Genomic DNA, 22,899 nt, shown 5'->3' on the forward strand with positions numbered 1-22,899 from the left:
TGTGGACAGGCTGCACGGACCGGTGCTGTCAGTGCAGCAGTTCGTACGCGGCGTCGCGCGTGCCGGTGCCCAGCTTGCGCAGCAGGCCGTCCTGTACCAGTCGCCGCAGCGTCCGCCACGCCTGCTGCGTGGTGATGCCGCACGCCCCGCGCAGGTCCACGTTCCGCACCCGGCCCTGCTCGCGCGCCAGGGCCAGCGCGATCGCGCGCACCTCGGCGGCGTTCGGGCCGCTGCTGTCCGCCGGGCGGCGCGGCGGGCGCGCCGGCTTCGGGGCCGCGGTGGGCTGTCCGGGCACAGCGGCGGCCGGTCCGGGGGCAGGCTCAGCCACCACAACCGGGGGGCTGGTCACCGGCGGCGCGTCGAGCGCAGGCAGCGCGGGGCGACCCAGCGCGGCGCGCACCTCGTCACTCAGGACGTACGCGATGCCGCGCCCCACCCCGGCCCGGCGGATCAGCCCGTGCTCCTCCATGCCGCGCAGCAGTCTGGGCGTGCGGTCCTCCGGCAGTTGCAGCGCGCGGGCCAGCGCCGCGCGGGTCGCCTCACCCTCGCGCGCGAGCAGGCTCAGGACGATCAGCACGTCCAGCGAGAGGGTCTGCATCTCCTCCTGCTTGCGGGCCACGAACCGCACGAATTCGGCGTCGAAACCCGGCGAGTGGAGCGCCAGCGTCACCGAGTCAGGGTAGGTGGTGTACTCCGGCGGTTCCTTGCCGTGGCGCAGCATCAGCGAGTACATCTTGTCCACGCCCACCCCGGCCCGCTCGACCAGCCCCAGGCGCGCCAGCGACTCGGCCAGCAGCGGATTGCGGCGCTTGGGCTGGTGCCGCAGGATGTTGCCCGGCGTGATCCCGCCCGGCAGTCCGCCCGGGTTCATGATCTCCAGCCGGTCCGGAAAGTGATGCACGTGCACCGCGTCGCGCAGGGTGTAGTCGCGGTGCGTCAGGGCGTTCAGGAGCGCCTCGCGGTACACGACCTCGTCCTGATCCCAGACCTCGATGCGGAACAGCCCCACCTGCACCGGCGTGAAGCGGTTGCGGGCCTGAATGAGTTCCGCCAGCCGGGTCAGCAGCGCCGGAATGGGCCGCAGCAGGTCCTCGCGGAACTGGAAGTCCACGTCGCCCGACTGGTGGTGGTAGAAGCACACCTCCGACTGCGGCACGTGCGCCCGCAGCGCCGCCGGGGTGCCCGCCAGCAGGATCGCCGCCAGCGTGGGCCGCAGCGCCCCGCCACTGGGAATCAGCAGCCCCAGTTCCTGCAGGAAATCCAGATCCGGGAGGTTCGCCGCGCTCGCCCGGCGGCCCAGGCCGCGCAGCCGCGCCACCTCGGCCGGATCGAGATCGGCCAGCGAGGCGTCCGGGGGGACGGTCGCCGTGAAATCCTGATCCGCGACCGGCTCGGCCTCGCCCGGCGTGACCGGTACGAGGTGCGCGCCGTCCCAGGCGATGACCGACCCGTCCGGCGCGGCCAGCACGTACGGCGCGTGCGGCACGAACACCGCGAGCACCCGTGCCCCGCCTGGCAGGCGGTGGTGCTGCACGTTCACGGTCAGGCGCCCGCCCGACAGTTCGAAGATCGCGTGCGTGACCATCAGCGGGTGCAGCTCACCCGCGTCCCGCACCGCCTGCCCCCCGCGACCACATCCACGCCGACGAGCACCGTCCCGCCCCGCGCGTTCGCCAGGCCCACCGCGTACCGCGCGAGGCTCTCGGGCGTCACGTCCAGCGGCAGGTGAATGCAGGTGGGCCCCGCCGGGGGCAGCACCCCCAGCGGCGAGATGGCGTCGGTCGCGTCCAGCGTCACAATCCGGCAGTATAGCCGGATTCGGCGCCGTTCCGGGAGGGGACAGGCCCGAGCCGGCCACCCCCCCAGCCGGCCCGGTCAGCGGCCCACGCGTGCGGGCTCGCGGGTCAGCCAGCGCCGCTGCGTGAGCACCGGACCGTCCAGCCACACCAGCGCTGCCCGGCGCCCCACGCCCCACACCACCGCCGCCTGCCCGAAGAGGCAGCCCAGACGCACGGCCTCGGGGAGCGGCACGCCGCGCAGGATGAGGGTGTCCTCGCGCCACGCGCCCTCGCCGTTCCAGCCCGGTAGGGGTGCCCAGGGCTGCGCCCCGGCGGCCAGCTGGGCCTGCCGGGCCCTGTTCAGGTCAGCTGACGTGGGCTGAGCACCCGGATTCCAGGCGGTCAAGATCGCCCAGCGCTGCCCTGCTGCGGCCCAGTCGGGGGACGCGCCCGGCCCGGCCGGCGTCAGGTGCAGCCGCTCCCCGGCCCGGCCGTAGGCGCTGGCCAGGAAAGCGGCGCGCAGCTCGGCGTTCATGTGAGGATGCCGTCCGGTCAGCGGGTCACGGTGGCCTGCACGCTCACGATCTGCGCGTTCTTCAACCGGAACACCAGCCCCACGCGCTGCCCCACCTTGAAGGTGCCGCCCAGCACCACCCGGGCGCGCGCGTCCGTGCCCAGTGTCAACGTCCCGGGCATCGGGATGCTCGTCACGACCTTGCAGCGCGGCTCGCAGCGCAGCAGCCGCGCCCGGCCCGCGCTGCTCCACACACCCAGCAGCTCGTCGCTGCGGGCGATCTTCAGGGTGCCCACCAGCTGCACGCCCTCATGCATCAGTTTCAGGGTCATGCCCTGGGGGACGCTGGCCTGCACGCTGCCAGACGACAGGCTCAGCAGCGCCGCACACAGCAGAGTTCGGACCTTCACGCATTCCCTCCTTCGTCCGCGCCGTCCTCGGCGTCCAGTTCGGGCGCGGCGGCGTCCACGCTGGTCTTCATGACCTCCCGCAGCACGCTGGTCGCGAAACTCCCCTTGGGCAGCGTGAACGACAGCGTGAAGCCGTCCTCCCCGGGCGTCACAAGCGCCTCCTGCGGATACACGCGGGTCAGGCGGCGGTCCCCCTTGCGGCTGCCGAACACCTCGGGGCTCAGGCCCAGTTCCTCCAGCACCTCGCGCTCCAGCTCACCGGCGTCCAGGGTCAGCGGCTTGACCTTGCGGCCGAACAGCGTGCCCGTGGCACTCACCTCACCCCGCTGGGCGCGCGGGGTCTCGGCCGCCGCGTCCTGCACGCTGAAGACCCCGCCCGTGTCGTGTTTCTTCGCCATGTCCCCGGCCAGCAGGGCGTCGAACACCCCGCGTTCCAGGCGGCGGCTCACGAAGGCGTTGAACACCACGCTCTGAAGCGCACTCGTCAGGAAGCGGCGCACCCGGGGGTCACGCACGCGCGACTCGCCCCGCACGACCCGCAGGCCCTCCTCGGCGTTCAGGCCACCCAGCCCGAAGCGCTGCGGCCCGAAGTAGTTCGGCACGCCGCGCGCACTCAGCTCGGCCAGCGTGCGCGCCGCCTCGTCCGCTCCTCCGGCGGCGCCGCGCACCCGCACCTGAAAGCGGTTGCCGCTCAGGTGCCCGATGGCCAGCTTGTTGCCGTGCCGCGCCGTGTCCAGCACCCGCACGCCCTCCATCGCGAAGGCCGGCAGCCGGGCCTCGTACTTGGCGGGCAGGCTGATCCACTGGGTCGTCACCGCGTGCCGGTCTTTCAGCCCCGCCACGCCGATGTCCCGGTCGCGCACACCCAGCTGCGTGCCCAGCTCACGCAGGACATGCGCCGTGGTGTGCCCGGTCTTCTCCAGCTGCACGAACAGGAAGTCCCCCTCGCCGCTCAAGGGGTAGGCGGGCTGCTCCTCCACGCGGAAATCGGCCGGTTCACGGCGCAGCACCCCGCCGGTTCCCGGGCCATCCGTCAGGGCGCGCAGCGCCGACCAGTCAAACACCAGACTCACGATCTGCCCACCATATCCCGCATGAGCAGATTTGATGTGAAATTTTTTGCATGCCAGGGAAGTAGCCGGTGTGAGTGCGTGACGCTGTGCCCTGCGGGGTTCACAGGCCGCGCGCCGCCCGGGCCGCCCACGACTCTGAGAGACATGAAGAGACCTTCATCCCCCGGGGCGCAGCAGGGGAGACTGGCTGCGGCCCGGGGTGACGTTACACCAGCGACAGACTGATGAACTTCGTTTCCAGGTACTCGTCCAGGCCCCAGTGGCCGCCCTCACGGCCCACGCCGCTGTTCTTCATGCCGCCGAAGGGAATGTGCGGCGCGTTCGCGCTGGGCAGACCGTCGTTCAGGCCCACGATGCCGTACTCCAGCCCCTCCGCGACGCGGAAGGCGCGGCCCAGGTCCCGCGTGTACGCGTACGCGGCCAGCCCGAACTCGGACGCGTTCGCCAGGGCCAGCCCCTCCTCCTCGGTGTCGAACACCACCACAGGCGCCACCGGCCCGAACGTCTCCTCGCGCAGGATCACGCTGTCCGGATGCACGTCCGTGAGGACCGTCGGCTGGAAGTACAGTCCGCCCGTCGCCTGCCCCCCCGTCGTGGCCCGCGCGCCGCGCGCCAGGGCGTCCTGCACCTGCGCCTGGATCTTGTCCAGGCCCGCCTGCTCCACCACCGGGCCCACCTGCGTGCCGTCCAGCAGCGGGTCACCCACCGTCAGCGCCGCCGTCTTCTCGGTCAGCAGGCGCGTGAAGGCCTCGGTCACGCCGCGCTGCACGTACACCCGGTTCGTGCACACGCAGGTCTGCCCGGCGTTGCGGAACTTGCTGGCGATCACCTCGCGGGCCGCGCCCTCCAGATCGGCGTCGTCGAACACCAGCACAGGCGCGTGCCCGCCCAGTTCCAGGCTGACGCGCTTGATCGTCCGCGCGGCCTGACCGTACAGCAGCCGCCCCACCTCGGTGCTGCCCGTGAAGGTCAGTTTCCGGACCCGCTCGTCCGCCATCAGCGGCTGCGAGAACGCCGGGGCGTCATTCGTGGGCAGCACCTGGAAGGTATCGGGCGGCCCCCCAGCCTCCAGCCACAGTTCCGCGAGGTACAGGGCTGTCATGGGGCTCAGCTCGGCCGGCTTGAGGATCATCACGCAGCCCGCCGCCAGCGCCGGGGCGGCCTTGCGCGTGATCATGCCCGCCGGGAAGTTCCACGGGGTCACGGCGTACACGATGCCCACCGGCTCCTGCACCGTCAGGCCGCGCTTGTGAGGAAAGCGCAGGTTCACCCGCTCGCCCGCGATGCGCCCGGCCTCCTCCGCGCACCACTCGATGAAACTGGCCGCGTAATGCACCTCGCCGCGCGTCTCGGTGATCGGCTTGCCCATCTCCAGCGTCATCAGGCGCGCCAGCGGCTCCTGGTGCGCCAGCATCAGCTCGAACCAGCGGCGCAGCACCCGCCCGCGCTCGTAGCCGTTCACGCGCCGCCAGCTCCGCAGGGCCCGCTCGGCCGCGTCGATCGCCTGCCGGGCGTCCCCCGCCGAGCAGTCCGCCACCTCCCCGATCAGCTGCCCGTTGCCGGGATGGAACACGGGAAAGGTGCGGTCCAGCGCGTGCCATCCACCCGCGAAGTAGGCGCGGGAACGGGTCGCGGGATCACGGGACAGGTCAGTGGGTGGGGTGGTCATGGAACCTCCAGAGGGAAAGGAGTCAGCGAGCAGGCCGTCAGGGGCCCAGTGTCCCCCCCCGCCCCCACCCCTGACCAGCCCCGGTTCGGTGAGGCGGGACACCGCACCTACCGCCCGCCTGAGCCCACCCGCGCCATCAGCCCAGCTGGAGGCGCAGCCACAGCGCGAGCAGGCCCGCGAGCAGCACCGGGGGCGTCAGGCGCAGCCCGGCGCGCAGGTACTCGCCCCAGCCGACCTCCAGCCCGCGCCCGCGCAGGACGTGCAGCCACAGCAGCGTTGCCAGACTCCCGATCGGCGTGAGCTTCGGCCCGATATCCGCGCCCACCACCGCCCCGAACACCAGCGCCTGACGCGCCGCGCCGCTCACGCCGCTGCCCTGGATGCCCAGGATCGCCGTGAGCAGCGCCGGGAGGTTGTTCAGCCCCGCGCTGAGCCCCGCCACGCTGAGGCCCGACGCGAACACCGCCGCGCCCGTCCCGTGCGCCGCCCAGCCCGAGAGCCACGCCCCGTACGCGCCGGTCACGCCCGCGCCGCGCAGCCCGTACACCACCGTGTACATCGCCAGACTGAACGCCACCACGTTCCACGGCGCGGCGCGCAGCACCGCCCGCGTGCCCACGTGCGCGCTGCGCGCCGCGACCACCCACACCAGCCCTGCGCACACCGCCACGACCGCGCTGAGGGGCACGCCTGCCCCCTCGGCCAGGAACGCCCCGGCCAGCAGCAGCGGCGTGACCAGCCAGCCCGCCCGGAACACGCCCCACGACCGCACCGCTCCGGCCGGGTCCGGCAGCGCCCCCACGTCGTAGCGGCGCGGCAGGGTGCGCCCGTAGAACAGCAGCAGGGCGCCCAGGCACGCGGCGACCACGACCAGATTCACGGGCAGCATCACGCCCGCATACCCGCCGAAACTGATCCGGAAGGCGTCCGCCGCGATGATGTTCGTCAGGTTGCTGATCGTCAGCGGCAGGCTCGCGGCGTCCACCACGAACCCCACCGCCAGCGCCAGCGTCAGGGTCGCCGCGCGGCTCACGCCCAGCGCCCGCGCCAGCTCCAGCACGATCGGCGTGAGGATCAGCACCCCGCCGTCGTTCGCGAACAGCGCCGCCACCACCGCGCACAGCCCCACCAGCAGCGCCAGCAGCCGCCGCCCACTCCCGCCCCCCAGCGCGCCACGTGCAGCGCCGCCCAGCGGAACAGCCCCGCCGCGTCCAGCAGCAGACTCAGGACGATCAGGCCCACCAGCGTTAGCGTGGCGTTCCACGTGGCGCCCCACAGGGTGGGCAGGTCCGACAGGTGCACCACCCCGGCCAGCAGCGCCACCACCGCGCCCAGCGTCGCGGCGCGCGCCGCTCCCAGCCCGCGCGGCTGCCAGACCACCAGCGCCACGGTTCCCAGCACGATCAGCACCGCCAACATGACGGGCACTTTAGCGGGCCGGGCGGCCGGGGACGGGGCCCCTCTCTTCATCCAGCCGGGAGGAACAGGGGGCACCGACCTGAAGTTAGAACGCCAGGGCCGCCCAGCCCAGGGCCAGCAGCGCCAGCGGCGTGAGGGCGGCCGCCCCGAAGCCCCCGAGCAGCGCCGCCGAGACGCCCGGCGCGAGGGCCGCCGCGAACGGCAGCTGCCCCACCAGCCCCGCGTCCCCCACCGATTCGCCCAGTGCCGAGCGCACGCCCAGCGCGGCCCACGGCGTCAGGACCGCCGTCAGGAGCGGGAGCGCGCCGCCCCCCGCCAGCGCGGCTCCCAGCAGCGCCGCGCCGCCCAGCGTGAGGCCAGCCGGGAGGTGCCCCGCCAGTCGCGCCCGTCTGCCTGGGCAGGGCGCGGCCGGCCGGTCGGTGGGTGCCCGCAGCCCCAGCGCCGGGAGCAGGAGCAGTGCCGCCAGCACCGGCTGGCCCAGCGCCACGCCGGCCCCCGCGAGCGCGGCTCCCAACACGCCCCACAGGAGCCGTGAACGCCGTCGCGTGAGGTGCAGCGCCCCCCGCCACCACAGCGCCCCGCCCGGCGACACCCGGCGCAGGGCGGGGACCCAGCGGCGCGGTGGCTGGTACCCGTCGGCGTTCACGTCCGGCACGGGGAGCCCGAACCGGCGCGCCCCGGCCCGCACCGCCTCGACCTCCAGCTGGGCGGACAGGCGGGGCGGAAGATCGTCCGCCAGCGTCCGTGCCCAGGTCACGCCCGCCACCACGGCCGCCAGCGCGGCCCCCACCGGCAGCAGCGCCGGATGCAGCAGGGCCAGCAGCGGCAGCGCGGCGAGTGCCGTGACGGGCCACCCGGTCCGCCCGTCCAGCCGCCGGACGTGCCGTGCGGCGTGCAGCATCCGCCCGCCCGCACCCAGCCACGGGAGGCTCAGGGCGAGCGGCCACAGCGCCGGGCTCCAGGCCAGCAGGCCCGCCCCCAGCGCCAGTCCGGTCAGGGCGCCGGGCAGCGCCGCGCGGGCCAGGGCCGGGGCCAGCGCCCACGCCGGGGCGACCGGACCCCGCAGCGCCGCCCACTCCAGACCGCGTGGATGCAGGCCGGGTCGCGATCCGCCCAGCCCGGACAGCAGCCACCCGCAGGCCAGGGCCGCCAGCAGGGCCCACGGCACGGCGACCGGCGCCGGCGGCAGCAGGGGCCACCCGCTGACCAGCGCCACGCCCGCGCAGCCCAGCAGGAAGGCTAGCATCAGCGGCGCGCCGCCCAGCCGCCACGCCCCCCAAGCCCACGCCATTTCACGCCGGGTCGCGCGCCACCACCAGCTCAGCCACAGGCGGCCCGCAGGGCTCACGCGGGCTCCAGCGTCACGCGGCGCACCGGCAGGCCCGTCAGTTCCTCACCGTGCGTGGTGACGACCAGCGCCCCGCCCGCCCTGGCGCGCGCCCGGACGGCGTCCAGCAGCGCCGCGCGAGAGGCGGTGTCCAGCGTCCCGAACGGTTCGTCCAGCAGCGTCAGCGCGCAGCCCAGCCCCAGCGCGCCACTCAGCGCGACCTTCTGCCGCGTGCCGCGTGACAGTTCGGCCGGCCACGCGTCCAGCCACCGGGACAGCCCCAGCGACTGCGCCAGCGCCAGCAGCGGCGCGGCCGGGCGCGACCACAGCGCCGCCAGGAACGTCAGGCCCTCCGCGACCGTCAGGTCGTCCGGCAGGGCCGCGTCCGTCGGCACCCACGCCGTGTCCGCCCGCGCGCCCCGCGAACCCGGCGCGCTGCCCAGCACCCGTACCTCGCCGCCCGCGCGCTCCCCGGCCAGGACGCGCAGCAGGGTCGTCTTGCCCGCCCCGTTCGGGCCGCACAGGTGCAGCACCTCGCCCGGCAGGGCGTGCAGGTCCGGCACGTGCGCGAGGGGCCGCCCCGCGACCTCCAGCGTGAACGGCGAGGCGGCGAGGATCGGCGCAGTGGCGGGCAGCATCACGGGCAGGTACGACTGCCCGCCGCGCCGCGTTCCGGCCCTCACCCGGCGTGTCGGTGCCACCGGCTTCAGGAGGCTGCCGTATCCTGCACGCACCATGAACCGAATCCTGACGCGGTGGCTGCCGCGCCTGCTGGCTGGCCTGATCCTGCTGGTCGCCGTGCTGGCGGGCGCCGTGTACGCCCTGACCGACCACCCGAGACCCGAGCAGGCCGCCGAGCTGACCTGCCCGGCGCAGACCCCCACGCTGAAGGCCGGGCAGCGCGTGCGCGTCATGAACTGGAACGTGCAGTACCTCGCCGGGCGCGGGTACGTGTTCTTTTACGACACCCTCGCCGGGGACGGCCCCGACACCCGCCCCAGCCCCCAGAGCATCGCCCGCACGCTGGACGAGGTCACGCAGGCGATCCGCCAGGAGAACCCGGATCTGGTCCTGCTGCAGGAAGTGGACCGGGACAGCAGGCGCACCGACTACGCCGATCAGCTGGCCCTGATCCAGGCGAAACTGGGCGGTGCGTACCCGTGCTCGGCCGCCACGTACTACCACCGCGCGACCTTCGTGCCGCACCCGAAGATCATGGGCCGCGTGGGCCTGAGCCTCGTGACGCTCAGCCGCTACCGCGTGGACAGCGCCACCCGCTATCAGCTGCCCCGCATCTGCGGCGACCCCGTGACCGTCGCGTTCAACTTCAAGCGCGCCGTGCTGGGCGTCACCCTGCCCGTGCAGGGCGGCCAGCCCCTGAGTGCCTTCAACACCCACATGGACGCCTTCGCGCAGGGCTGCCCCACCATGCAGCACCAGGTGGCCTACGTCCGCGACCTGCTGGGGCGCACGCCCGCCCCCTGGGTGATCGGCGGGGACTTCAACCTGCTGGGCACCCGCGCCGCGTACGACCGCCTGCGCGACCGCGAGAAGGCGTACTTCAACCCCGACACCGAACTCGCTCCACTGACCGCCAGCTACGCGTCGTTCCCCAGCCCCGCGCAGATCGACAGCGGCGACCGCGCGTTCATCACCCACTACCCCAACGACCCCGCCGTCGGGAAAGCCGACCGCACCATCGACTACTACTTCTACTCGGCGGGCCTGAAACATGGCGCCGAACGCGTCCGGCAGGACGACCCCAAGATCAGCGACCACTACGCGCTGCTGACCACCCTCACCCTGCCCTGACCGCAGGCAGACGCCGGGGGCGGAGGGCGTGAACCCCTCCGCCCCCGCTTTTCAAGGCGCGGCGGTCAGTGGTCGTCCGGCCCGACCGGCTCGATGGGGAAGATGCGCTCCGCGAACGCCTGCAGCCCGCGCGCGCCCGCCCGGCCCTGGCACGGCTCGGTCGGCGTGCACAGCGTCACGTACCGTGACCGGCGCGCCGCGATCGTCACGCGGTACATCAGCGCCTCCGAGCGGCTGCGGGTGTAGTGACACAGGTCGCAGTGCAGGGCATTCTTGCCCTTCTGCTCGATGGGCGTGAACTCGGCCAGCTGATCCCCGTGCACCAGCGCCAGCCGCCCGTCCGCGACCGGGTACAGCCCCAGCGTGGGCGGCGAGTCCGAATCACGCGCCCCGAACAGCTCACGGTGCGTCCCGGGAAACAGTTCGCGCAGCAGATCCTGCACGCTGTGCGCCTGCTCACGGGTCTTGCGGTGCGGATCATTCATGAGAGGCAGTGTAGGCCCACCCGCCGCGCCCGATGGTGGACAGAGGCACAGCCCCGGCGCGCCCCCCGGCGCTATCCTGGGCACCAGTGAGGTCCCGAACCGCCAACCGCAGTGGCATCGTCATCCGGCGGCGCGTGACGCCCGCCGGGGACATCATCGTCACGCTCCTGACCCCCCAGGGCAAGCTGAAGGCCGTCGCGCGGGGCGGCGTGCGCGGCCCGCTCTCCAGCCGGCTGAACCTCTTCCATCACGTCGGCATCCAGGTGTACCAGGGCCCGCAGAACGACCTCGCCAGCGTGAAGCAGGCCGTGCTGGAAGGCGCGCTGCCCACCCTGGCGCAGCCGGAGCGGTACGCCTTCGCGCACCTGCTGGCCGAATTCGCCGACGCTCTGTACCAGGAAGGGGAATTCAGCGAGCAGGCCTTCGAGCTGTTCGCGGGCGCGCTGCGCGGCGTCGCGCACCAGCCCGACCCGGAATGGGTGGCGCTCGTCATGAGCTACAAACTTCTGGCCCTGGCGGGGTTCATCCCGCAGACGGCCCGCTGCGCCCGCTGCGCGCAGGACCACCCGGCGCACCCCGACCCGCTCGGCGGCCAGCTGCTGTGCGCAGGCTGCGCCGCGCTGCCCGCCTACCCGGACCCCAGCCTGGACTTCCTGCGCAACGCCGCCCGGCGCACCGTCCGCGCCAGCATGGACGCCCCGCTGCCCGCCGAGCAGCGCCCCGCGCTGTGGCGCGCGCTGGAACGCTTCGTGACCGTGCAGATCGGCAGCGTCCACTCCTGGCGGCAACTCGTGCCCACCGGCACGGCCCTCAGCGCGTAGGGGAGAGGACCTACAGCCCCAGCGCCGCGATGGCGCCCAGCAGCGCCACGGGCGCCGTCTCCGCCCGCAGGATGCGCGGGCCGAGCGTGACGGCGTGAGCGCCGAGGTGCACGAGGGTCTGCACCTCGGCGTCGGTCAGGCCGCCCTCCGGCCCGGTGATGATCGTGACCGGGGCATCCCAGGTGACGACGTCCGACACGCGGACCGCCGAGCCGGGCTGCGCGACCAGCGTCAGGCCGCCGGGCTGGAAGCGGGCCAGCGGCACGGGCGCCAGGACGGGCGGCACGACGGCGCGGCGGGACTGTTTCGCGGCCTCCTGCGCGACGCGGTTCAGGCGCACGAGTTTCTGATCGCCGATCTCGCGCACGTCCGCGCGGGCGGTCACGAGCAGCTGGATCTGCGCGGCGCCCAGTTCGGTCGCGGCGCGCACCACGTCGGACAGCTTGTCGGCCTTCAGCAGCGCCACCGCGACCGTCAGCGGCCAGGGCGTCTCGGCGGCCCCCTCGACCGCGTCACCCAGGGTCAGTACGGCGCGCACCTCGTCCAGTTCGGCGATCTCGGCCAGGGCCTCCGCGCCGCGTCCGTCGAACACGCGCACGGTGTCGCCCGCGTTCAGGCGCAGGACGTGCAGGTGCCGCGCCTCGCCCGGCCCGAGGGTCATGGTGTCCGTCAGGGCCTCCACCCGCAGGCGGTGCCGGGGCAGCCTTGTTGGGGTGTCGGTCATTCGCCCGCGCGGGCGGTCACGAGCGCCCACTCGCCATCCGTGCGGACCTGCACGTCCGTGAAGCCCTCGCGGTCCAGCGCGCCTTGCACCAGCGGCAGCTTCCCGGTCAGGATGCCGGTCAGGATCAGCGGCCCGCCGGGGCGCAGGTGGCCCACGTACGCCCCGACCAGCAGGTCGTGCAGTTCCGCGTACAGGTTCGCCACGAGCACGTCGAACACGCCGTCCGCGACCACGTCACCCGGCAGGTCGTCGCCCAACGTGCCCACCATGAACGCCGTGCGGCCCTCCGGCACCGCGTTGTCCCGCGCGTTCTCCTCCGCAATCGGGATCGTGATCGGGTCGATATCCACGCCCAGCGCGTACTCCGCGCCCAGCAGCGCGCCCGCGATCGCCAGCACGCCGCTCCCGGTCCCCACGTCCAGGATGGTCTGCCCGTCCAGCTTCAGGTCCGACAGGGCCTCGACCGCCATGCGGGTGGTCGCGTGGTGCCCGGTCCCGAACGCCATGCCCGGCTCGATCACGAGGCCCACCTGCCCGGCGGGAATCTCGGCGCGCAGCCACGGCGGCACGATCGTCACGCGGCCCGCCTGCACCGGGCGCAGGTTCGCCTTGAACTCCGCCAGCCAGTCCTGATCGGCCTCCTGCCGCCACTCGCCGTCCCGGATGAGGGGCGGCAGCTCGGTCTCCTCGTCGAAGTACGCGCGGATCAGGCCGGCGCGTTCCTCCAGCCCGGTCGCCCCGGCCTCCCACAGCAGGTCGAGGTGATCCTCGCGCGTCTCGAACGTTCCCGGAAGGTGATACACCAGCATCCCGCCAGTGTACCCGCGCGCCCCGCACGTCTGCACGCCTGCCACGCCGCTGCGGGAGGGCGCACCTATACTGGCGCGCATGAAACTCGCGATCGTCGGCGTCGGCAAACTCGGACTGGCCCTGCTGGAGGGCGTCACCGCCCAGGGCGTCCTGCCGCCCGCAGAGATCGGCCTGCTCGACGCGAACGCCGCCCGCGCGCAGGACGTCGCCGCCCGCACCGGCGCGCGTGTCATCACCCCGGCAGACCTGGGCCGCGCCGAGCGCATCCTGATCAGCCTGCAACCCCGCGTGTTCCCCGAAGCCGCCGAGTGGCTCGCGCAGCCCAACGCCGGGTACATCAGCACCATGGCCGGCGTGCCCGTCTCTGCCCTCACGCGCCGCCTGGGCACCAAGCGCGTCGTGCGGGTCATGCCGAACCTCGCCGCGACCATCGGGCACAGCCAGACCGCCATCACCGGCCCCCGCGAGGCCGGGGACGCGGGCGACCTCGCGTTCGCGCACCAGATCTTCGACGCGGTCGGCGACGCCTACGACCTCCCCGAGCACCTGTTCAACGCCTTCACCGGCATGAGCGCCAGCGGCCCCGCCTACGTTGCCGTGGTCGCCGAGGCGCTAGCGGACGGCGGCGTCCGCATGGGCCTCCCGCGCCCCCTGGCGAACGAACTCGCCGCGAAACTCCTGATCGCCACCGGTGAACTCGTCCAGCGCCGCGCCCACCCCGCCCTCCTCAAGGACGAGGTCGCCAGCCCCGGCGGCACCACCATCGCCGGTCTGGCCGCCCTGGAAGCCGCCGGGGTGCGCGGCGGCCTCATCGAGGCGGTCGTGCAGGCCACCCGGCGCGGCACCGAACTCGGCAAGGATCAGGACTGAACACTGCTGTCAAAGGGTCGAAGGGACACACTCCACTTAGGCCCTTCGACCTTTTGACCCTCGACCCGTTCAGGGAATGTCGAGTTCGCCCTGCCAGCCGGCGGGGAGGTGCAGCAGCTGGTGCAGGGGCGTGTCGCCGTGTTTGAGGAGGTACGTCAGGAAGTTCATCTCGCGTTCCTGCGGCACTCCGTTCGGGAGGAGGTGGGCCCTGAGGCGGCTGAGCTGGCCGCTGCGGTCGTTCTCGGCGCGCGCGAGGGCTCGTTCGGCGAGGCGTTGCAGGTGCGCCACGCGCGCGACGGTGCGGGTGCGGGTGCGCGCGGCGGCGCCGACCAGGGTGGGGTCGAGGTCGGCGATCTCGGCGGTGAGGGCGTCCAGACTGGTGCTCAGGGCGTCCAGACGCTCGGCGGTCACGGCCCCGGCCTGCCGTTCGGCGGCCAGGGCGCGGCCCAGCACGCCCTCGGGGTCGGCCTGCACCTGCGCGGCGGTGGCGTTCAGCCGCTTCAGCAGGCGCGTGACGTTCGGTTCGCGCCACGTGACGCTCAGGCGCGGCCACAGCAGCGGCTGCCGCAGCCCGTGCAGGGCGTACACGTCGCGCAGCTGCGCGCCGTACGCGATCTCGCCGGGGCCGACCACGAACGCCAGGGTGGGCAGCAGGGCGTCCTGCACGGCGGGCCGCAGGCCAGCGGCGGGGGTGAGGCGGGTGGGATCGGCCTCCAGCAGTGCCAGCAGGTCCGCGCGGGTGTAGCGGCGGGCAGCCGTGACGAACGCCTGCCCGTCCACGCGCAGCAGGCGGCGCTGCCCGTCGTCCTCCTCGATGAAGAGGTTCGTGGCGCCGGCGGGGCGGCGCAGCTGCGGCTCGAAGCCGTCCGCGATCAGGCGCGCGGCGGCGGCCTCGATGGCCCGCGAGGACGCCAGCGGGTCGTCGAGTTCGCGCGCGAGGGTGGGAGCCATCAGGCGTGCCAGGGCCGGGTGCATCGGGTCGAGGACGAGCAGGCCCGCGCCGCCCAGCAGGCCGTGGATGAGCCGGGCGAACACGTCGGCGTAACTGCCGCCCGCCTGCGCGGCCCGGTCGAAGCGGGCGCGGACGGCGGCCACGTGCTCGGCCGGGGCGTCGAAGGCGTCCAGCAGCGCGTGCACCTGCGCCGTCCACCCGGGACGCCAGGGCACGCGGCCCACCGGGACGCCCTCCGGGACGTCCAGGGTCAGGCGGTGCAGGCGTTCGCCCGCGTCCAGCAGGGAGGTGCTCGCCACCTCGGCCGCGTCGTGGTCCTGGCTGGCGATCCAGTACACCGCCACGACCGGGGCGTCCTCGGTGTCGAGCTCCCGGGCAAGGAGCGCGGCGTCTGCGCCCTTGTGGACCGAGTAGGCCGGGCCGGTCAGCGCGCCAGCCTGCTGCCCGGTCACGACCACGCGGGACGCCGGGTGCGCCAGGCGGGTCAGCCCCGCCTCGACGGCCGGGCCCAGGGTGCCCAGGTCGCGGTGGTAGGCGCGCAGGGCGTCCGCGAGGGCCACGCGGTCGATGTCGGGCCGGGTCTCGGCCTGCGCGGCCTCCAGCGCCCCTGCGGGCAGGCGCACGTAGTCCAGCAACCCACCCTTCCTGTATTCCGCCCCTGCGTTTCGCGCCATTCGTCTTCCTTCCCGGTGCCTGCCGCCCCTGGAGCGGCCCGGCCCGATGCCCCGGCAGTCAGCCGCCGGCGTGCCCCCCGTTCTCGCTGAGAATGCGGGCCGACACTGCAACGGCTGTCACACTACACCAGAACCTAAAGCGGCGGGGCGCCGCGCGGCCCGCCCCGCCCGGTCAGCGCAGCGGCTCCTGCGTGGCCCGTTCCAGCCCTGCGCGGTCGGTCAGGATGATCCGCCGGTACCCCAGGTCCAGCAGGCCCCGCGAGCGGAAGTCCCCCAGCAGTTTCGTGATCGTCTCGCGGGTGCTGCCCACCACGTGCGCCAGATCCTGATGCGACACCCGGTCGCGCAGCGCCAGCGAACCGCCCTCCGGCCACGGCCCCTCGCGCTCGGCGAGGTTCAGCAGGGCCAGCGCCAGCCGCTGCGACACCTCCAGGAACACCAGCCCCGACAGGCGCTCCTGCACGCCGCGCGTCTGCCGGGTGATCTGCTCGGTCAGCGCGACCGCCACCCCCGGCTGACCCTGCGTGAGGCGCGTCAGCACGTCGCGGCCCAGCATCAGCGCCTCGGCGTCGTCCATCGCCTCGGCGTACATCCCGCACGGCTCGCCCGGCAGCAGCGCCGAGGCGCACAGCAGCGCCCCCGCGCCGTGCACGTCCAGTGTCACCTCCCGCGCGCCCGACCCCAGCCGGTACAGCCGCACCGAACCGCGCAGCAGCACGAACAGCGTCTCCGCCGGGTCCTCCGGATGAAACAGCAGCTCGCCGCGGCCCCAGCGGCCCACGCGCCCCGAGGCCGTCACCTGCGCCTGCACGTCCGCAGGCAGGGCACCGAAAGCACCGGGTAACATGCCCCGCAGTATGCCCTACCCGGGCCCGCGCCGCGCAAGCCCCCGCCCGGCGCGACCGGGCCCGGCGGGCACCCTCCGGTGGACGCGCCGCGCGCCGGCCGTGCACTACAATCCAGCCCAGCATGACCATCCCCACCCCACGCCAGCGCCTGACGCTGTTCGACCTGCCGCTGGACGTCGTGACGCTCGACCAGACCCTCGACCGCCTGGGCGAGTGGATCTACCGGCAGCCGCGCGCCCCGCACACGGTCGTGACCCTGAACCCCGAGTTCATCGTGCAGTCGCGCACCCAGCCGGACTTCGTGAACGCCATGCAGGTCGCCGACCTCGTCACCGCCGACGGGGTCGGCATCGTGTGGGCCGCCCGGCAGCTCACGGCCACCGAGGTGCCTCGCGCGCCCGGCTTCGACATCGTGCAGGGCCTGATGCAGCGGCACGGCGCGGACCTGCGCGTGTTCTTCCTGGGGGCCAAACCCGGTGTGGCCGAGGTCGCCGCGCAGAACGCCGCGCGCGACTACGGCGTGCAGGTCGCGGGCATCCACCACGGGTACTTCGACCTGCCCGAGGACCAGCGCGTCGCGGAACTCGTGCGCGACAGCGGCGCCGACCTGCTGCTGACCGCCATGGGCGCCGGGCGGCAGGAGACCTTCAACCAGTACTGGCGGCAGGTCATGAACACCCCGGTCATGATCGGCTGCGGCGGCGTGATCGACGTCCTGGCCGGGAACGCCGATCTCGCCCCGGCCTGGACGCGCCGGCTGGGTGTCGAGTGGATCTGGCGGGTCGGCCTGGACCGCAAGCGCTGGAACCGCGCGCCTCGGCTGGCGCAGTTCGTCCGCATGGTGCGCGCCGAGAAGAAACGGGTGGGCCCGAAGTAACCCGCAGGAGAAGGGAGCGGTCTCAGGTGGGTCCTGAAGGCCGCCCCCTTTCCCACCGGGGCCGTTCAGGGCGCCTGAGCGTCCCGCGCGGCTTTCGCGGCGCTGGCCCTGGCCCGCTCGGCGCGGGTCTTGTACACCTGATGCATCTGCTCGAGCTCCCCGGTGCAGGGCGTCTGGTCCGGCTTGGCATGGTGACGCTCGTCGAGGTCCACGCACCAGCGCGCGCCGAACATCTTCGCGGCGGCGTTCAGGCCCGGCCCTGACCCCTCCCCGCCGTTCTGGAAGAACGTCACGACCATGAAGTTCGGGGTCTTGCCCTCGCCGATCGGGCCGTAGCCCTCGTACCACGCGTTCGTGTACGTGTAGCTCTTCTTCGACGCGCTCATGCCGTTCTCGGCCGTGCCGGTCTTCCCGCCGGTCCGCACCGGGAAGTAGTTCGGGCCCAGGATGTGCTGCGCCGTGCCCCACGGGGTCGTGCCCGCCGTGGTGATCGCCATGCCCTGCTTGATCAGCTCGAAGTCGGCCTTCTTGCCGGGCACCTGCTCGGGGGCGTCCCGCTTCACGGCCGATCCGCCGACTGCCTTGAGCAGGCTCAGCTTGCGGCGCGTGCCGTCGTTCACGATGGTGGACAGCACCGAGATCACCTGCGCGGGCGTGACCTGCAGGGAATCCTGCCCGATCGCAAACGACAGCGACTGCCCCGGGTAGTACGTGTACGGCAGCGGCTCCAGGCCCTGCTTGCGGCGCCGCTCGTTCGTGGCGTCATACGCGGCCTGCATCCGCTCCGGGCTGGGAATCAGCCCCGTCTTCTCGCCCACAAGTTCCAGCCCCGTCTCGCGCCCGAAGCCCAGTTCCACCGAGCGGCGGCCCAGGTAGTTCGCGTACGTGATCGGGTCGGCCGCGATGGCCGCCTGGTAGTACCACGTGTTGCACGAGTACGCGATCGCCAGCCGGCCGTCCACGGTGCCCAGGCTGCCGCTGCGGTGCCAGTTGTAACGCGGCCCGCCGAACATGATGTACGGCGCGCAGTTGAACGACCGGTTGCCCCAGCGCTCGATGAACGCCAGGGTGGAGGTCGGTTTGAACACGCTGCCCGAATCGAAGTTCTGCACCACACGGTTGCTGGTCACCGCGTCGAGCGCCGCCAGCGGGCGGTTCGGGTCGATCGCCCAGTTCTTCGCCTTCGGGTCCGGACTCGGCACCCGCGAGAACCAGTTCGGGTCGTAGGTGGGGCTGCTTGCCAGGGCCAGCACCTCGTTCGTGCGCGGATCAATGGCGATCACCGCGCCGCGCGTGTACGGCTCGGCCGGTTTGCCGTACTTCGCGCGGCCCTGGTTCACGTCCGCCAGGCCCTCCACCAGCGCCCGCTCGGCCGTGCGCTGCAGCAGCGAGTCGATGGACAGCGTCACGTCCCGGCCCTTCACGCCCGGATCGATCACCCGTTCCGTCTGCGGCTTCCCGGCGGCCGTGACCTCCCGCCGCCGCAGGCCGTTCTTGCCCTCCAGGGTTTTCTGCAGGCTGTACTCCAGGCCCGAGCGGCCCACCAGGTCCCCCTGGGTGTACCCGTCCTCCTGAATCTGCGTTTCTGTGGCCTCCTGCACGTACCCCAGCAGGTGCGCGGCCATCTTGCCCTGCGGGTAGACCCGCTCGACCCGCTCGCGCAGCTCCAGGCTGGGCACGAGCACCGTGTACTCGTACAGCGCCGCCAGCCGCTCCTGCGGGATGTTGCGCGCCAGCACCGTCGACGATTCCCGCTCGTAGTCGGGTTCGCGCGGCTGCCCGCCGACCAGCACGTCTCCCTTCACGCCCGCGAGGTACACGATCTTGTCCCAGCCGGGAATCGGGGTCTCCCGGTCGGCCTGCCGGCGCCGCCCGGTGTACACCAGATCCACCGCCAGCCGGTTCGTGGCGAGCAGCACCCCGTCGCGCGTGCGGATCTCACCGCGCAGGGCGCGCACCACCTCGTCGCGCTGGTAGTTGCTGGCCGACCGCACCGCGAACTGGTCGTGCTGCGCCACCTGCAGGTAGTACAGCCGCGCGCCAAGCAGGCCCAGCGCCACGCTGAAGCCCAGCGCGATCCCCTGCACCCGCGAGGCCCCGCGCGAGCGTACCTTCTGCCGCGCGCGCGCGCCGGCACCGGCGCGGCGCCGCAGCCGATCCCGGCGGTCCAGTCGTTCGGCGCGGCTCATGCGAGCTGCTCCTCGACCGTGACGCGCGGCCCGAACGTCCACGCGATCAGGCGCTCCCACACCACGGACAACAGGAACGTCCCCACGAAGACCAGGGGCGCCACCCCCGTCAGCATCGAAACCGTCACGAGCGGCTCCCGCAGCCAGTAGGTCAGGAACAGGAACACCAGCCACTGGCCTACGACGCCCAGCAGCACGCCCAGCAGCGACTGCAGCAGCCCCGCGTCCGACAGGTACCGCCGCGCCCACACCACCAGCAGCGCCCCGCCCGTCAGGCCCGCCGCGTGCAGCCCCAGCATCCCGCCGCCCAGCACGTCCTGCGTGAAGCCCAGGCCGTACGCCGCCAGCAGCGCCGCCACCGGCGACACCCGCGCCGCCAGCCCCACGGCCGTCAGCAGGAACAGATCCGGCGCGGGCACCCCGGCGCCGTCCAGCAGGCGTGACAGCAGCCCCTGAGCGGCGACCAGCAGCAGCAGGTACACGATCAGCCGCGCCCAGCGGCCCGAACCGCGACCGGCCGGGCGCCTCACAGGCCCTCCAGGATCGTGACGTCCTCCACGACCCCCGCGTCCACCGCCGGTTTCACGATCACGGTGCGGTGCACGTCATTCGGCCCCATCGGGAGCACCTCCTCCACGCGCCCCACCGGAATCCCCACCGGGAACACGCCCCCCTGACTGTTCGTGACCAGCACGTCCCCCACCTTGATCGGCACCCCCCGAGAGAACTCCGCCCGCAGGCGATCCGGCGGCGAGCCGTGCGCCACGCCCCGCCCGCCCCGGCTGCCCTGCAGGGTCACGCCCACCGCACTTTCCGGGTCGGTCAGGGCCAGCACCGTCGCCTGCCCCGCCGCGACGTCCACGACCTGCCCCACCAGCCCGCCCGGAACGGTGACCGGCATGTGCACCCGCACGCCGTCACGCGAGCCCCGGTTCAGTTCCAGCCGCGCCTGGAGCGGACTGGGATCCACGCCGATCACCTGCGCGATCGCCAGGGCGTTCGGGGCCTGCGTGGTCGTGATCACCAGCACCTGCTTCAGGCGGCCCACCTCACGCGACAGCAGCTCGTTGCGCTGCGTCAGGAGGTCGTTCTCCTTCTGGAGTTGCGTGACCCGCGCCTTCTGATCCCGGTCCTGCATGAGCGTCACGTACGCGCGGCGCACGTTGTCGGCCGCCGTGACCGACAGCCGCGTGACCGGCGCCACGCCCGCGCGCAGCGCCACCGGGGCCACCACCTGAAAGCGCGTCAGCACCATGCTGAGCGCCAGCAGACCCGCGAAGACCGCCAGGATCAACCGCCAGCCCTTCACTCGGCCCCGGCCCCCAGCGTGCCCCACACCGGCACCCCCGCCGCGCGCAGCAGGCGCGTCACGACACTCAGCGGGAAGCCCACCACGTTCGAGTACTCACCCTCCAGCCGCTCCACGAGCGCCATGCCCAGCCCCTGGATGCCGTACCCACCCGCCTTGTCCAGCCCCTCGCCCGACGCCGCGTAGTACGCGATCTCCCCCGGCAGCAGGGTGCGGAAGGTGACCGCCGTGCGCGCCACCTCCACCACCTCCGACCCGCCCGACAGCACCGCCACGCCCGTGAACACCTCATGCGTGCGGCCCGACAGGCGGCGCAGGAACACCTCGTTCTCCTGCGCGGACTCCGGCTTCGCGAGCAGTTCCCCGCCCACCGCGACCACGGTATCCGCCGCGATCACCACAGACCCCTGTGCCGTGCGCGCCACCGCGCGGCCCTTCAGGAGCGCCAGTTCCGCCGCCAGCCGCGCCGGGTCCGCCTCACGGCTGTCCTCCGGCTCACCACTGACCTGCACGGTGAACGGCACGCCCAGCCCGGTCAGCAGTTCCCGCCGACGCGGACTGCCCGACGCGAGCACCACCGGCACGCCCGGCGTGCCAGTTTCAACGGGGGTCACTCAGTACCCCTCGCCCATCCGCTCGCCCGCCACCAGCGCCACGCCGCCCGACGTGCCCAGGCGCGACGCCCCGGCCTCGATCATGGCCCGCGCGTCATCCGGCGTGCGCACGCCACCCGCCGCCTTGATCTGCACGCGCTCCTGCGCACCCAGACCCGCGATCACCTCGGCCATCAGACGCACGTCCTCCAGCGTCGCGCCGCCCGTGCCGAAGCCCGTACTTGTCTTCACGAAGTCCGCCCCGGCCCGCACCGACGCCGCCGTCGCCTCCCGCTTCTGCTCATCGGTCAGGAAGCACGTCTCGATGATCACCTTCAGCACCGCGTCCGGAATCGCGCGGCGCACCGCGCGCACGTCCGCCTCCACCGCGTCCCAGTCATTCGCCAGCGCCGCGCCGATGTGGATCACCATATCCACCTCGTCCGCACCCGCCTCCACACTCAGCCGCGCCTCCACGGCCTTCTGCTCGCTGCTGACCGCACCCAGCGGGAAGCCACACACCGTCGCCACCTTCACGTCCGACCCATCCAGTTCCGCCTTCGCGAGCGGAATGAACACCGGGTTCAGGCACACGGCGAAGAACGAGTTATCACGCGCCTCGGCGCACAATTTCACGATGTCCGCGCGGGTGGCGGTGGGCTTCAGGAGGGTATGGTCAATGAACGAGGACAGCTTCACGCCCCCCAGAATACCCCCCCCAGCCTAAGAAAGATTGACCCGAAAGGAGGAGAGAGGACGGGGGAGACCGGCTGGCAGAAGGCAAGTTGGGCGCGGACTGGCTGTTTTGTTGCCAAAGCAAAGAATCCGCCGTGTGGCGGACTCTGGGGGAGAGAGTTAGTAGTGGTGGAGATCAGTGCTTTTAATGGTCAATCGTTCAAGTATGTCGCCTCAATCTCACAGGTGTCACATCTGGCTTCAATGTTCAGCATATCTGATTCAAATTCTATATATGTCGCACCCTGGGAAATATCTGAATGTAGGCTATAAACCTCATTTGAGCGTTGATCAGAACCCCTGTAGTCGTACGATATGTGTAGATCTCTCCAAAATCCCGCGCCAGCTTTTATGCTTAATTGCCTTATCCCATTAATATTTAGTGATACGATTGCCTTATCGGGTGAGTTATGGATATAAGCCTCAAACGATAGCTTAAAGCCTTCTAAATTTGACCTCATATCTATAGATACAAAGTAACAATCCGTAAATCTCAGATCACGAATAGTCAATGACACAATTAACCTCCTAGAAATCGCAAGGATCAAAGGCAAGATGCCCCATGGATTTTCGCGTCCCAGTCTCGCCAGTCATCGGATCAAAATATTGCCCAGAGGCATTTCCAGCAGCATATCTGAAATCTTTGCTCTCCTCGTGTATGTCGGCGTGCTCGCTTGGAGGTTTGATTTTTAATCGCCAGTCTCCAGTCTGTGGATCAGACCATACTTCAATATTGCCAGACATAGATTTTTTGTAGCCCTGTTTTGCAGCCCATGTCCGCAAATCTGTAGCGGTTGGTAGTGCAGGTTTACTGCCCGTGTTATGCACCAACCATCCGTCCTGCCCGACGTAGTAGGTGTGGGCTTCGCTGACGGTGAGGTTGAACATCTCGCGCGTCTGTTCAACTGTGGTGACGTTTGCCACGAGGCCGGTGGTGCCGTCGGCCTGCTTGATCGTATCGCCAATCTTCAGGTGCCCCGCCCCCACCCAGTTCGGGCTGAGGTCGCTGT

The 22,899-nt window shown here is 72.2% G+C and carries 21 protein-coding genes and 2 pseudogenes; 4 read left to right on the top strand and 19 right to left on the bottom strand.

Annotated elements, in window-relative coordinates:
• Positions 1-28: 28 nt before the first annotated feature.
• The 8 genes and pseudogenes from AUC44_RS06370 to AUC44_RS06405 form a co-directional block, all read right to left on the bottom strand.
• Positions 29-1,797, bottom strand: a pseudogene (locus AUC44_RS06370) (ATP-binding protein).
• A gap of 78 nt (positions 1,798-1,875) precedes the next feature.
• On the bottom strand, positions 1,876-2,313 hold the full coding sequence (locus AUC44_RS06375; RefSeq protein WP_062157888.1) for a DUF3293 domain-containing protein: 438 nt from the start codon (positions 2,311-2,313) through the stop codon (positions 1,876-1,878).
• Between the two features lie 17 nt (positions 2,314-2,330).
• Positions 2,331-2,702 (bottom strand): hypothetical protein, encoded by a 372-nt coding sequence (locus AUC44_RS06380; RefSeq protein WP_157445202.1) that lies wholly within the window; start codon positions 2,700-2,702, stop codon positions 2,331-2,333.
• Positions 2,699-3,775, bottom strand: coding sequence for a tRNA pseudouridine(13) synthase TruD (gene truD / locus AUC44_RS06385; RefSeq protein WP_062157890.1), 1,077 nt, complete (start codon positions 3,773-3,775; stop codon positions 2,699-2,701). Before truD ends, AUC44_RS06380 begins: the two co-directional genes overlap by 4 nt.
• Before the next feature lie 205 nt (positions 3,776-3,980).
• Entirely contained in the window at positions 3,981-5,444 is a 1,464-nt protein-coding gene (locus AUC44_RS06390) for an NAD-dependent succinate-semialdehyde dehydrogenase (protein ID WP_082688970.1), read from the bottom strand.
• Between the two features lie 136 nt (positions 5,445-5,580).
• Positions 5,581-6,914, bottom strand: a pseudogene (gene arsB / locus AUC44_RS06395) (arsenical efflux pump membrane protein ArsB).
• A gap of 34 nt (positions 6,915-6,948) precedes the next feature.
• Positions 6,949-8,211, bottom strand: a complete 1,263-nt coding sequence (locus tag AUC44_RS06400) for a hypothetical protein (RefSeq protein WP_062157891.1) — start codon at positions 8,209-8,211, stop codon at positions 6,949-6,951.
• Positions 8,208-8,927 carry an ABC transporter ATP-binding protein gene (locus tag AUC44_RS06405; protein WP_062157892.1) on the bottom strand — a complete coding sequence of 240 codons (720 nt, stop codon included), beginning with the start codon at positions 8,925-8,927 and terminating at the stop codon, positions 8,208-8,210. Before AUC44_RS06405 ends, AUC44_RS06400 begins: the two co-directional genes overlap by 4 nt.
• On the opposite strand from AUC44_RS06405, the gene AUC44_RS06410 reads away from it, so the two are divergent.
• A complete protein-coding gene (locus AUC44_RS06410) occupies positions 8,926-10,002 on the top strand; it encodes an endonuclease/exonuclease/phosphatase family protein (RefSeq protein ID WP_062157893.1) in 1,077 nt (358 codons plus the stop codon). The two genes, AUC44_RS06405 and AUC44_RS06410, sit on opposite strands and share 2 nt — an antisense overlap.
• A 65-nt stretch (positions 10,003-10,067) precedes the next feature.
• Here AUC44_RS06410 and AUC44_RS06415 read toward each other — a convergent pair whose 3' ends face one another.
• A complete protein-coding gene (locus AUC44_RS06415; protein WP_062157894.1) occupies positions 10,068-10,487 on the bottom strand; it encodes a hypothetical protein in 420 nt (139 codons plus the stop codon).
• A gap of 86 nt (positions 10,488-10,573) precedes the next feature.
• Between AUC44_RS06415 and recO the strand changes: the two genes are divergently transcribed.
• Entirely contained in the window at positions 10,574-11,308 is a 735-nt protein-coding gene (recO, locus tag AUC44_RS06420; protein ID WP_062157895.1) for a DNA repair protein RecO, read from the top strand.
• A 10-nt stretch (positions 11,309-11,318) separates the two neighbouring features.
• Here recO and AUC44_RS06425 read toward each other — a convergent pair whose 3' ends face one another.
• On the bottom strand, positions 11,319-12,032 hold the full coding sequence (locus tag AUC44_RS06425) for a 16S rRNA (uracil(1498)-N(3))-methyltransferase (protein ID WP_062157896.1): 714 nt from the start codon (positions 12,030-12,032) through the stop codon (positions 11,319-11,321).
• On the bottom strand, positions 12,029-12,841 hold the full coding sequence (locus AUC44_RS06430) for a 50S ribosomal protein L11 methyltransferase (protein WP_062157897.1): 813 nt from the start codon (positions 12,839-12,841) through the stop codon (positions 12,029-12,031). The genes AUC44_RS06425 and AUC44_RS06430 overlap by 4 nt, the downstream gene beginning before the upstream one ends.
• A 79-nt stretch (positions 12,842-12,920) precedes the next feature.
• Here AUC44_RS06430 and proC point away from each other — a divergent pair, with 79 nt between their 5' ends.
• Positions 12,921-13,712, top strand: a complete 792-nt coding sequence (gene proC / locus AUC44_RS06435; protein WP_062157898.1) for a pyrroline-5-carboxylate reductase — start codon at positions 12,921-12,923, stop codon at positions 13,710-13,712.
• Positions 13,713-13,781: 69 nt separating this feature from the next.
• Here proC and bshC read toward each other — a convergent pair whose 3' ends face one another.
• Complete coding sequence (gene bshC / locus AUC44_RS06440; protein WP_062157899.1) at positions 13,782-15,338, bottom strand: bacillithiol biosynthesis cysteine-adding enzyme BshC; 1,557 nt, start codon at positions 15,336-15,338, stop codon at positions 13,782-13,784.
• 172 nt (positions 15,339-15,510) lie between these two features.
• Positions 15,511-16,185, bottom strand: coding sequence for a Crp/Fnr family transcriptional regulator (locus AUC44_RS06445; protein WP_062157900.1), 675 nt, complete (start codon positions 16,183-16,185; stop codon positions 15,511-15,513).
• A 122-nt stretch (positions 16,186-16,307) separates the two neighbouring features.
• Here AUC44_RS06445 and AUC44_RS06450 point away from each other — a divergent pair, with 122 nt between their 5' ends.
• Positions 16,308-17,063, top strand: a complete 756-nt coding sequence (locus tag AUC44_RS06450; protein ID WP_062157901.1) for a WecB/TagA/CpsF family glycosyltransferase — start codon at positions 16,308-16,310, stop codon at positions 17,061-17,063.
• 65 nt (positions 17,064-17,128) lie between these two features.
• Here the strand turns inward: AUC44_RS06450 and AUC44_RS06455 are convergent, their stop codons facing one another.
• The 6 genes from AUC44_RS06455 to AUC44_RS16150 form a co-directional block, all read right to left on the bottom strand.
• On the bottom strand, positions 17,129-19,252 hold the full coding sequence (locus AUC44_RS06455; RefSeq protein WP_062157902.1) for a penicillin-binding transpeptidase domain-containing protein: 2,124 nt from the start codon (positions 19,250-19,252) through the stop codon (positions 17,129-17,131).
• Positions 19,249-19,782, bottom strand: coding sequence for a rod shape-determining protein MreD (gene mreD, locus AUC44_RS06460; protein ID WP_062157903.1), 534 nt, complete (start codon positions 19,780-19,782; stop codon positions 19,249-19,251). Before mreD ends, AUC44_RS06455 begins: the two co-directional genes overlap by 4 nt.
• A complete protein-coding gene (gene mreC / locus AUC44_RS06465; RefSeq protein ID WP_062157904.1) occupies positions 19,779-20,561 on the bottom strand; it encodes a rod shape-determining protein MreC in 783 nt (260 codons plus the stop codon). The genes mreD and mreC overlap by 4 nt, the downstream gene beginning before the upstream one ends.
• Positions 20,558-21,175: a Maf family nucleotide pyrophosphatase gene (locus AUC44_RS06470; RefSeq protein ID WP_417926365.1), complete on the bottom strand. Its 618-nt coding sequence runs from the start codon at positions 21,173-21,175 to the stop codon at positions 20,558-20,560. The genes mreC and AUC44_RS06470 overlap by 4 nt, the downstream gene beginning before the upstream one ends.
• Entirely contained in the window at positions 21,176-21,853 is a 678-nt protein-coding gene (gene deoC / locus AUC44_RS06475) for a deoxyribose-phosphate aldolase (RefSeq protein ID WP_062157905.1), read from the bottom strand.
• A gap of 564 nt (positions 21,854-22,417) precedes the next feature.
• Positions 22,418-22,876 carry a polymorphic toxin-type HINT domain-containing protein gene (locus tag AUC44_RS16150; protein WP_082688971.1) on the bottom strand — a complete coding sequence of 153 codons (459 nt, stop codon included), beginning with the start codon at positions 22,874-22,876 and terminating at the stop codon, positions 22,418-22,420.
• Positions 22,877-22,899 lie beyond the last annotated feature (23 nt).

This window comes from Deinococcus actinosclerus (genome assembly GCF_001507665.1).
GTDB classification, from domain to species: Bacteria; Deinococcota; Deinococci; order Deinococcales; family Deinococcaceae; genus Deinococcus; species Deinococcus actinosclerus.

Coding starts and splice junctions, on each gene's coding strand:
- AUC44_RS06375 (WP_062157888.1), bottom strand. CDS start 2,313: ATGAACGCCGAGCTGCGCGCCGCTTTCCTGGCCAGCGCCTACGGCCGG.
- AUC44_RS06390 (WP_082688970.1), bottom strand. CDS start 5,444: ATGACCACCCCACCCACTGACCTGTCCCGTGATCCCGCGACCCGTTCC.
- AUC44_RS06410 (WP_062157893.1), top strand. CDS start 8,926: ATGAACCGAATCCTGACGCGGTGGCTGCCGCGCCTGCTGGCTGGCCTG.
- AUC44_RS06405 (WP_062157892.1), bottom strand. CDS start 8,927: ATGGTGCGTGCAGGATACGGCAGCCTCCTGAAGCCGGTGGCACCGACA.
- AUC44_RS06415 (WP_062157894.1), bottom strand. CDS start 10,487: ATGAATGATCCGCACCGCAAGACCCGTGAGCAGGCGCACAGCGTGCAG.
- AUC44_RS06425 (WP_062157896.1), bottom strand. CDS start 12,032: ATGACCGACACCCCAACAAGGCTGCCCCGGCACCGCCTGCGGGTGGAG.
- AUC44_RS06430 (WP_062157897.1), bottom strand. CDS start 12,841: ATGCTGGTGTATCACCTTCCGGGAACGTTCGAGACGCGCGAGGATCAC.
- proC (WP_062157898.1), top strand. CDS start 12,921: ATGAAACTCGCGATCGTCGGCGTCGGCAAACTCGGACTGGCCCTGCTG.
- bshC (WP_062157899.1), bottom strand. CDS start 15,338: ATGGCGCGAAACGCAGGGGCGGAATACAGGAAGGGTGGGTTGCTGGAC.
- AUC44_RS06445 (WP_062157900.1), bottom strand. CDS start 16,185: ATGTTACCCGGTGCTTTCGGTGCCCTGCCTGCGGACGTGCAGGCGCAG.
- AUC44_RS06450 (WP_062157901.1), top strand. CDS start 16,308: ATGACCATCCCCACCCCACGCCAGCGCCTGACGCTGTTCGACCTGCCG.
- AUC44_RS06455 (WP_062157902.1), bottom strand. CDS start 19,252: ATGAGCCGCGCCGAACGACTGGACCGCCGGGATCGGCTGCGGCGCCGC.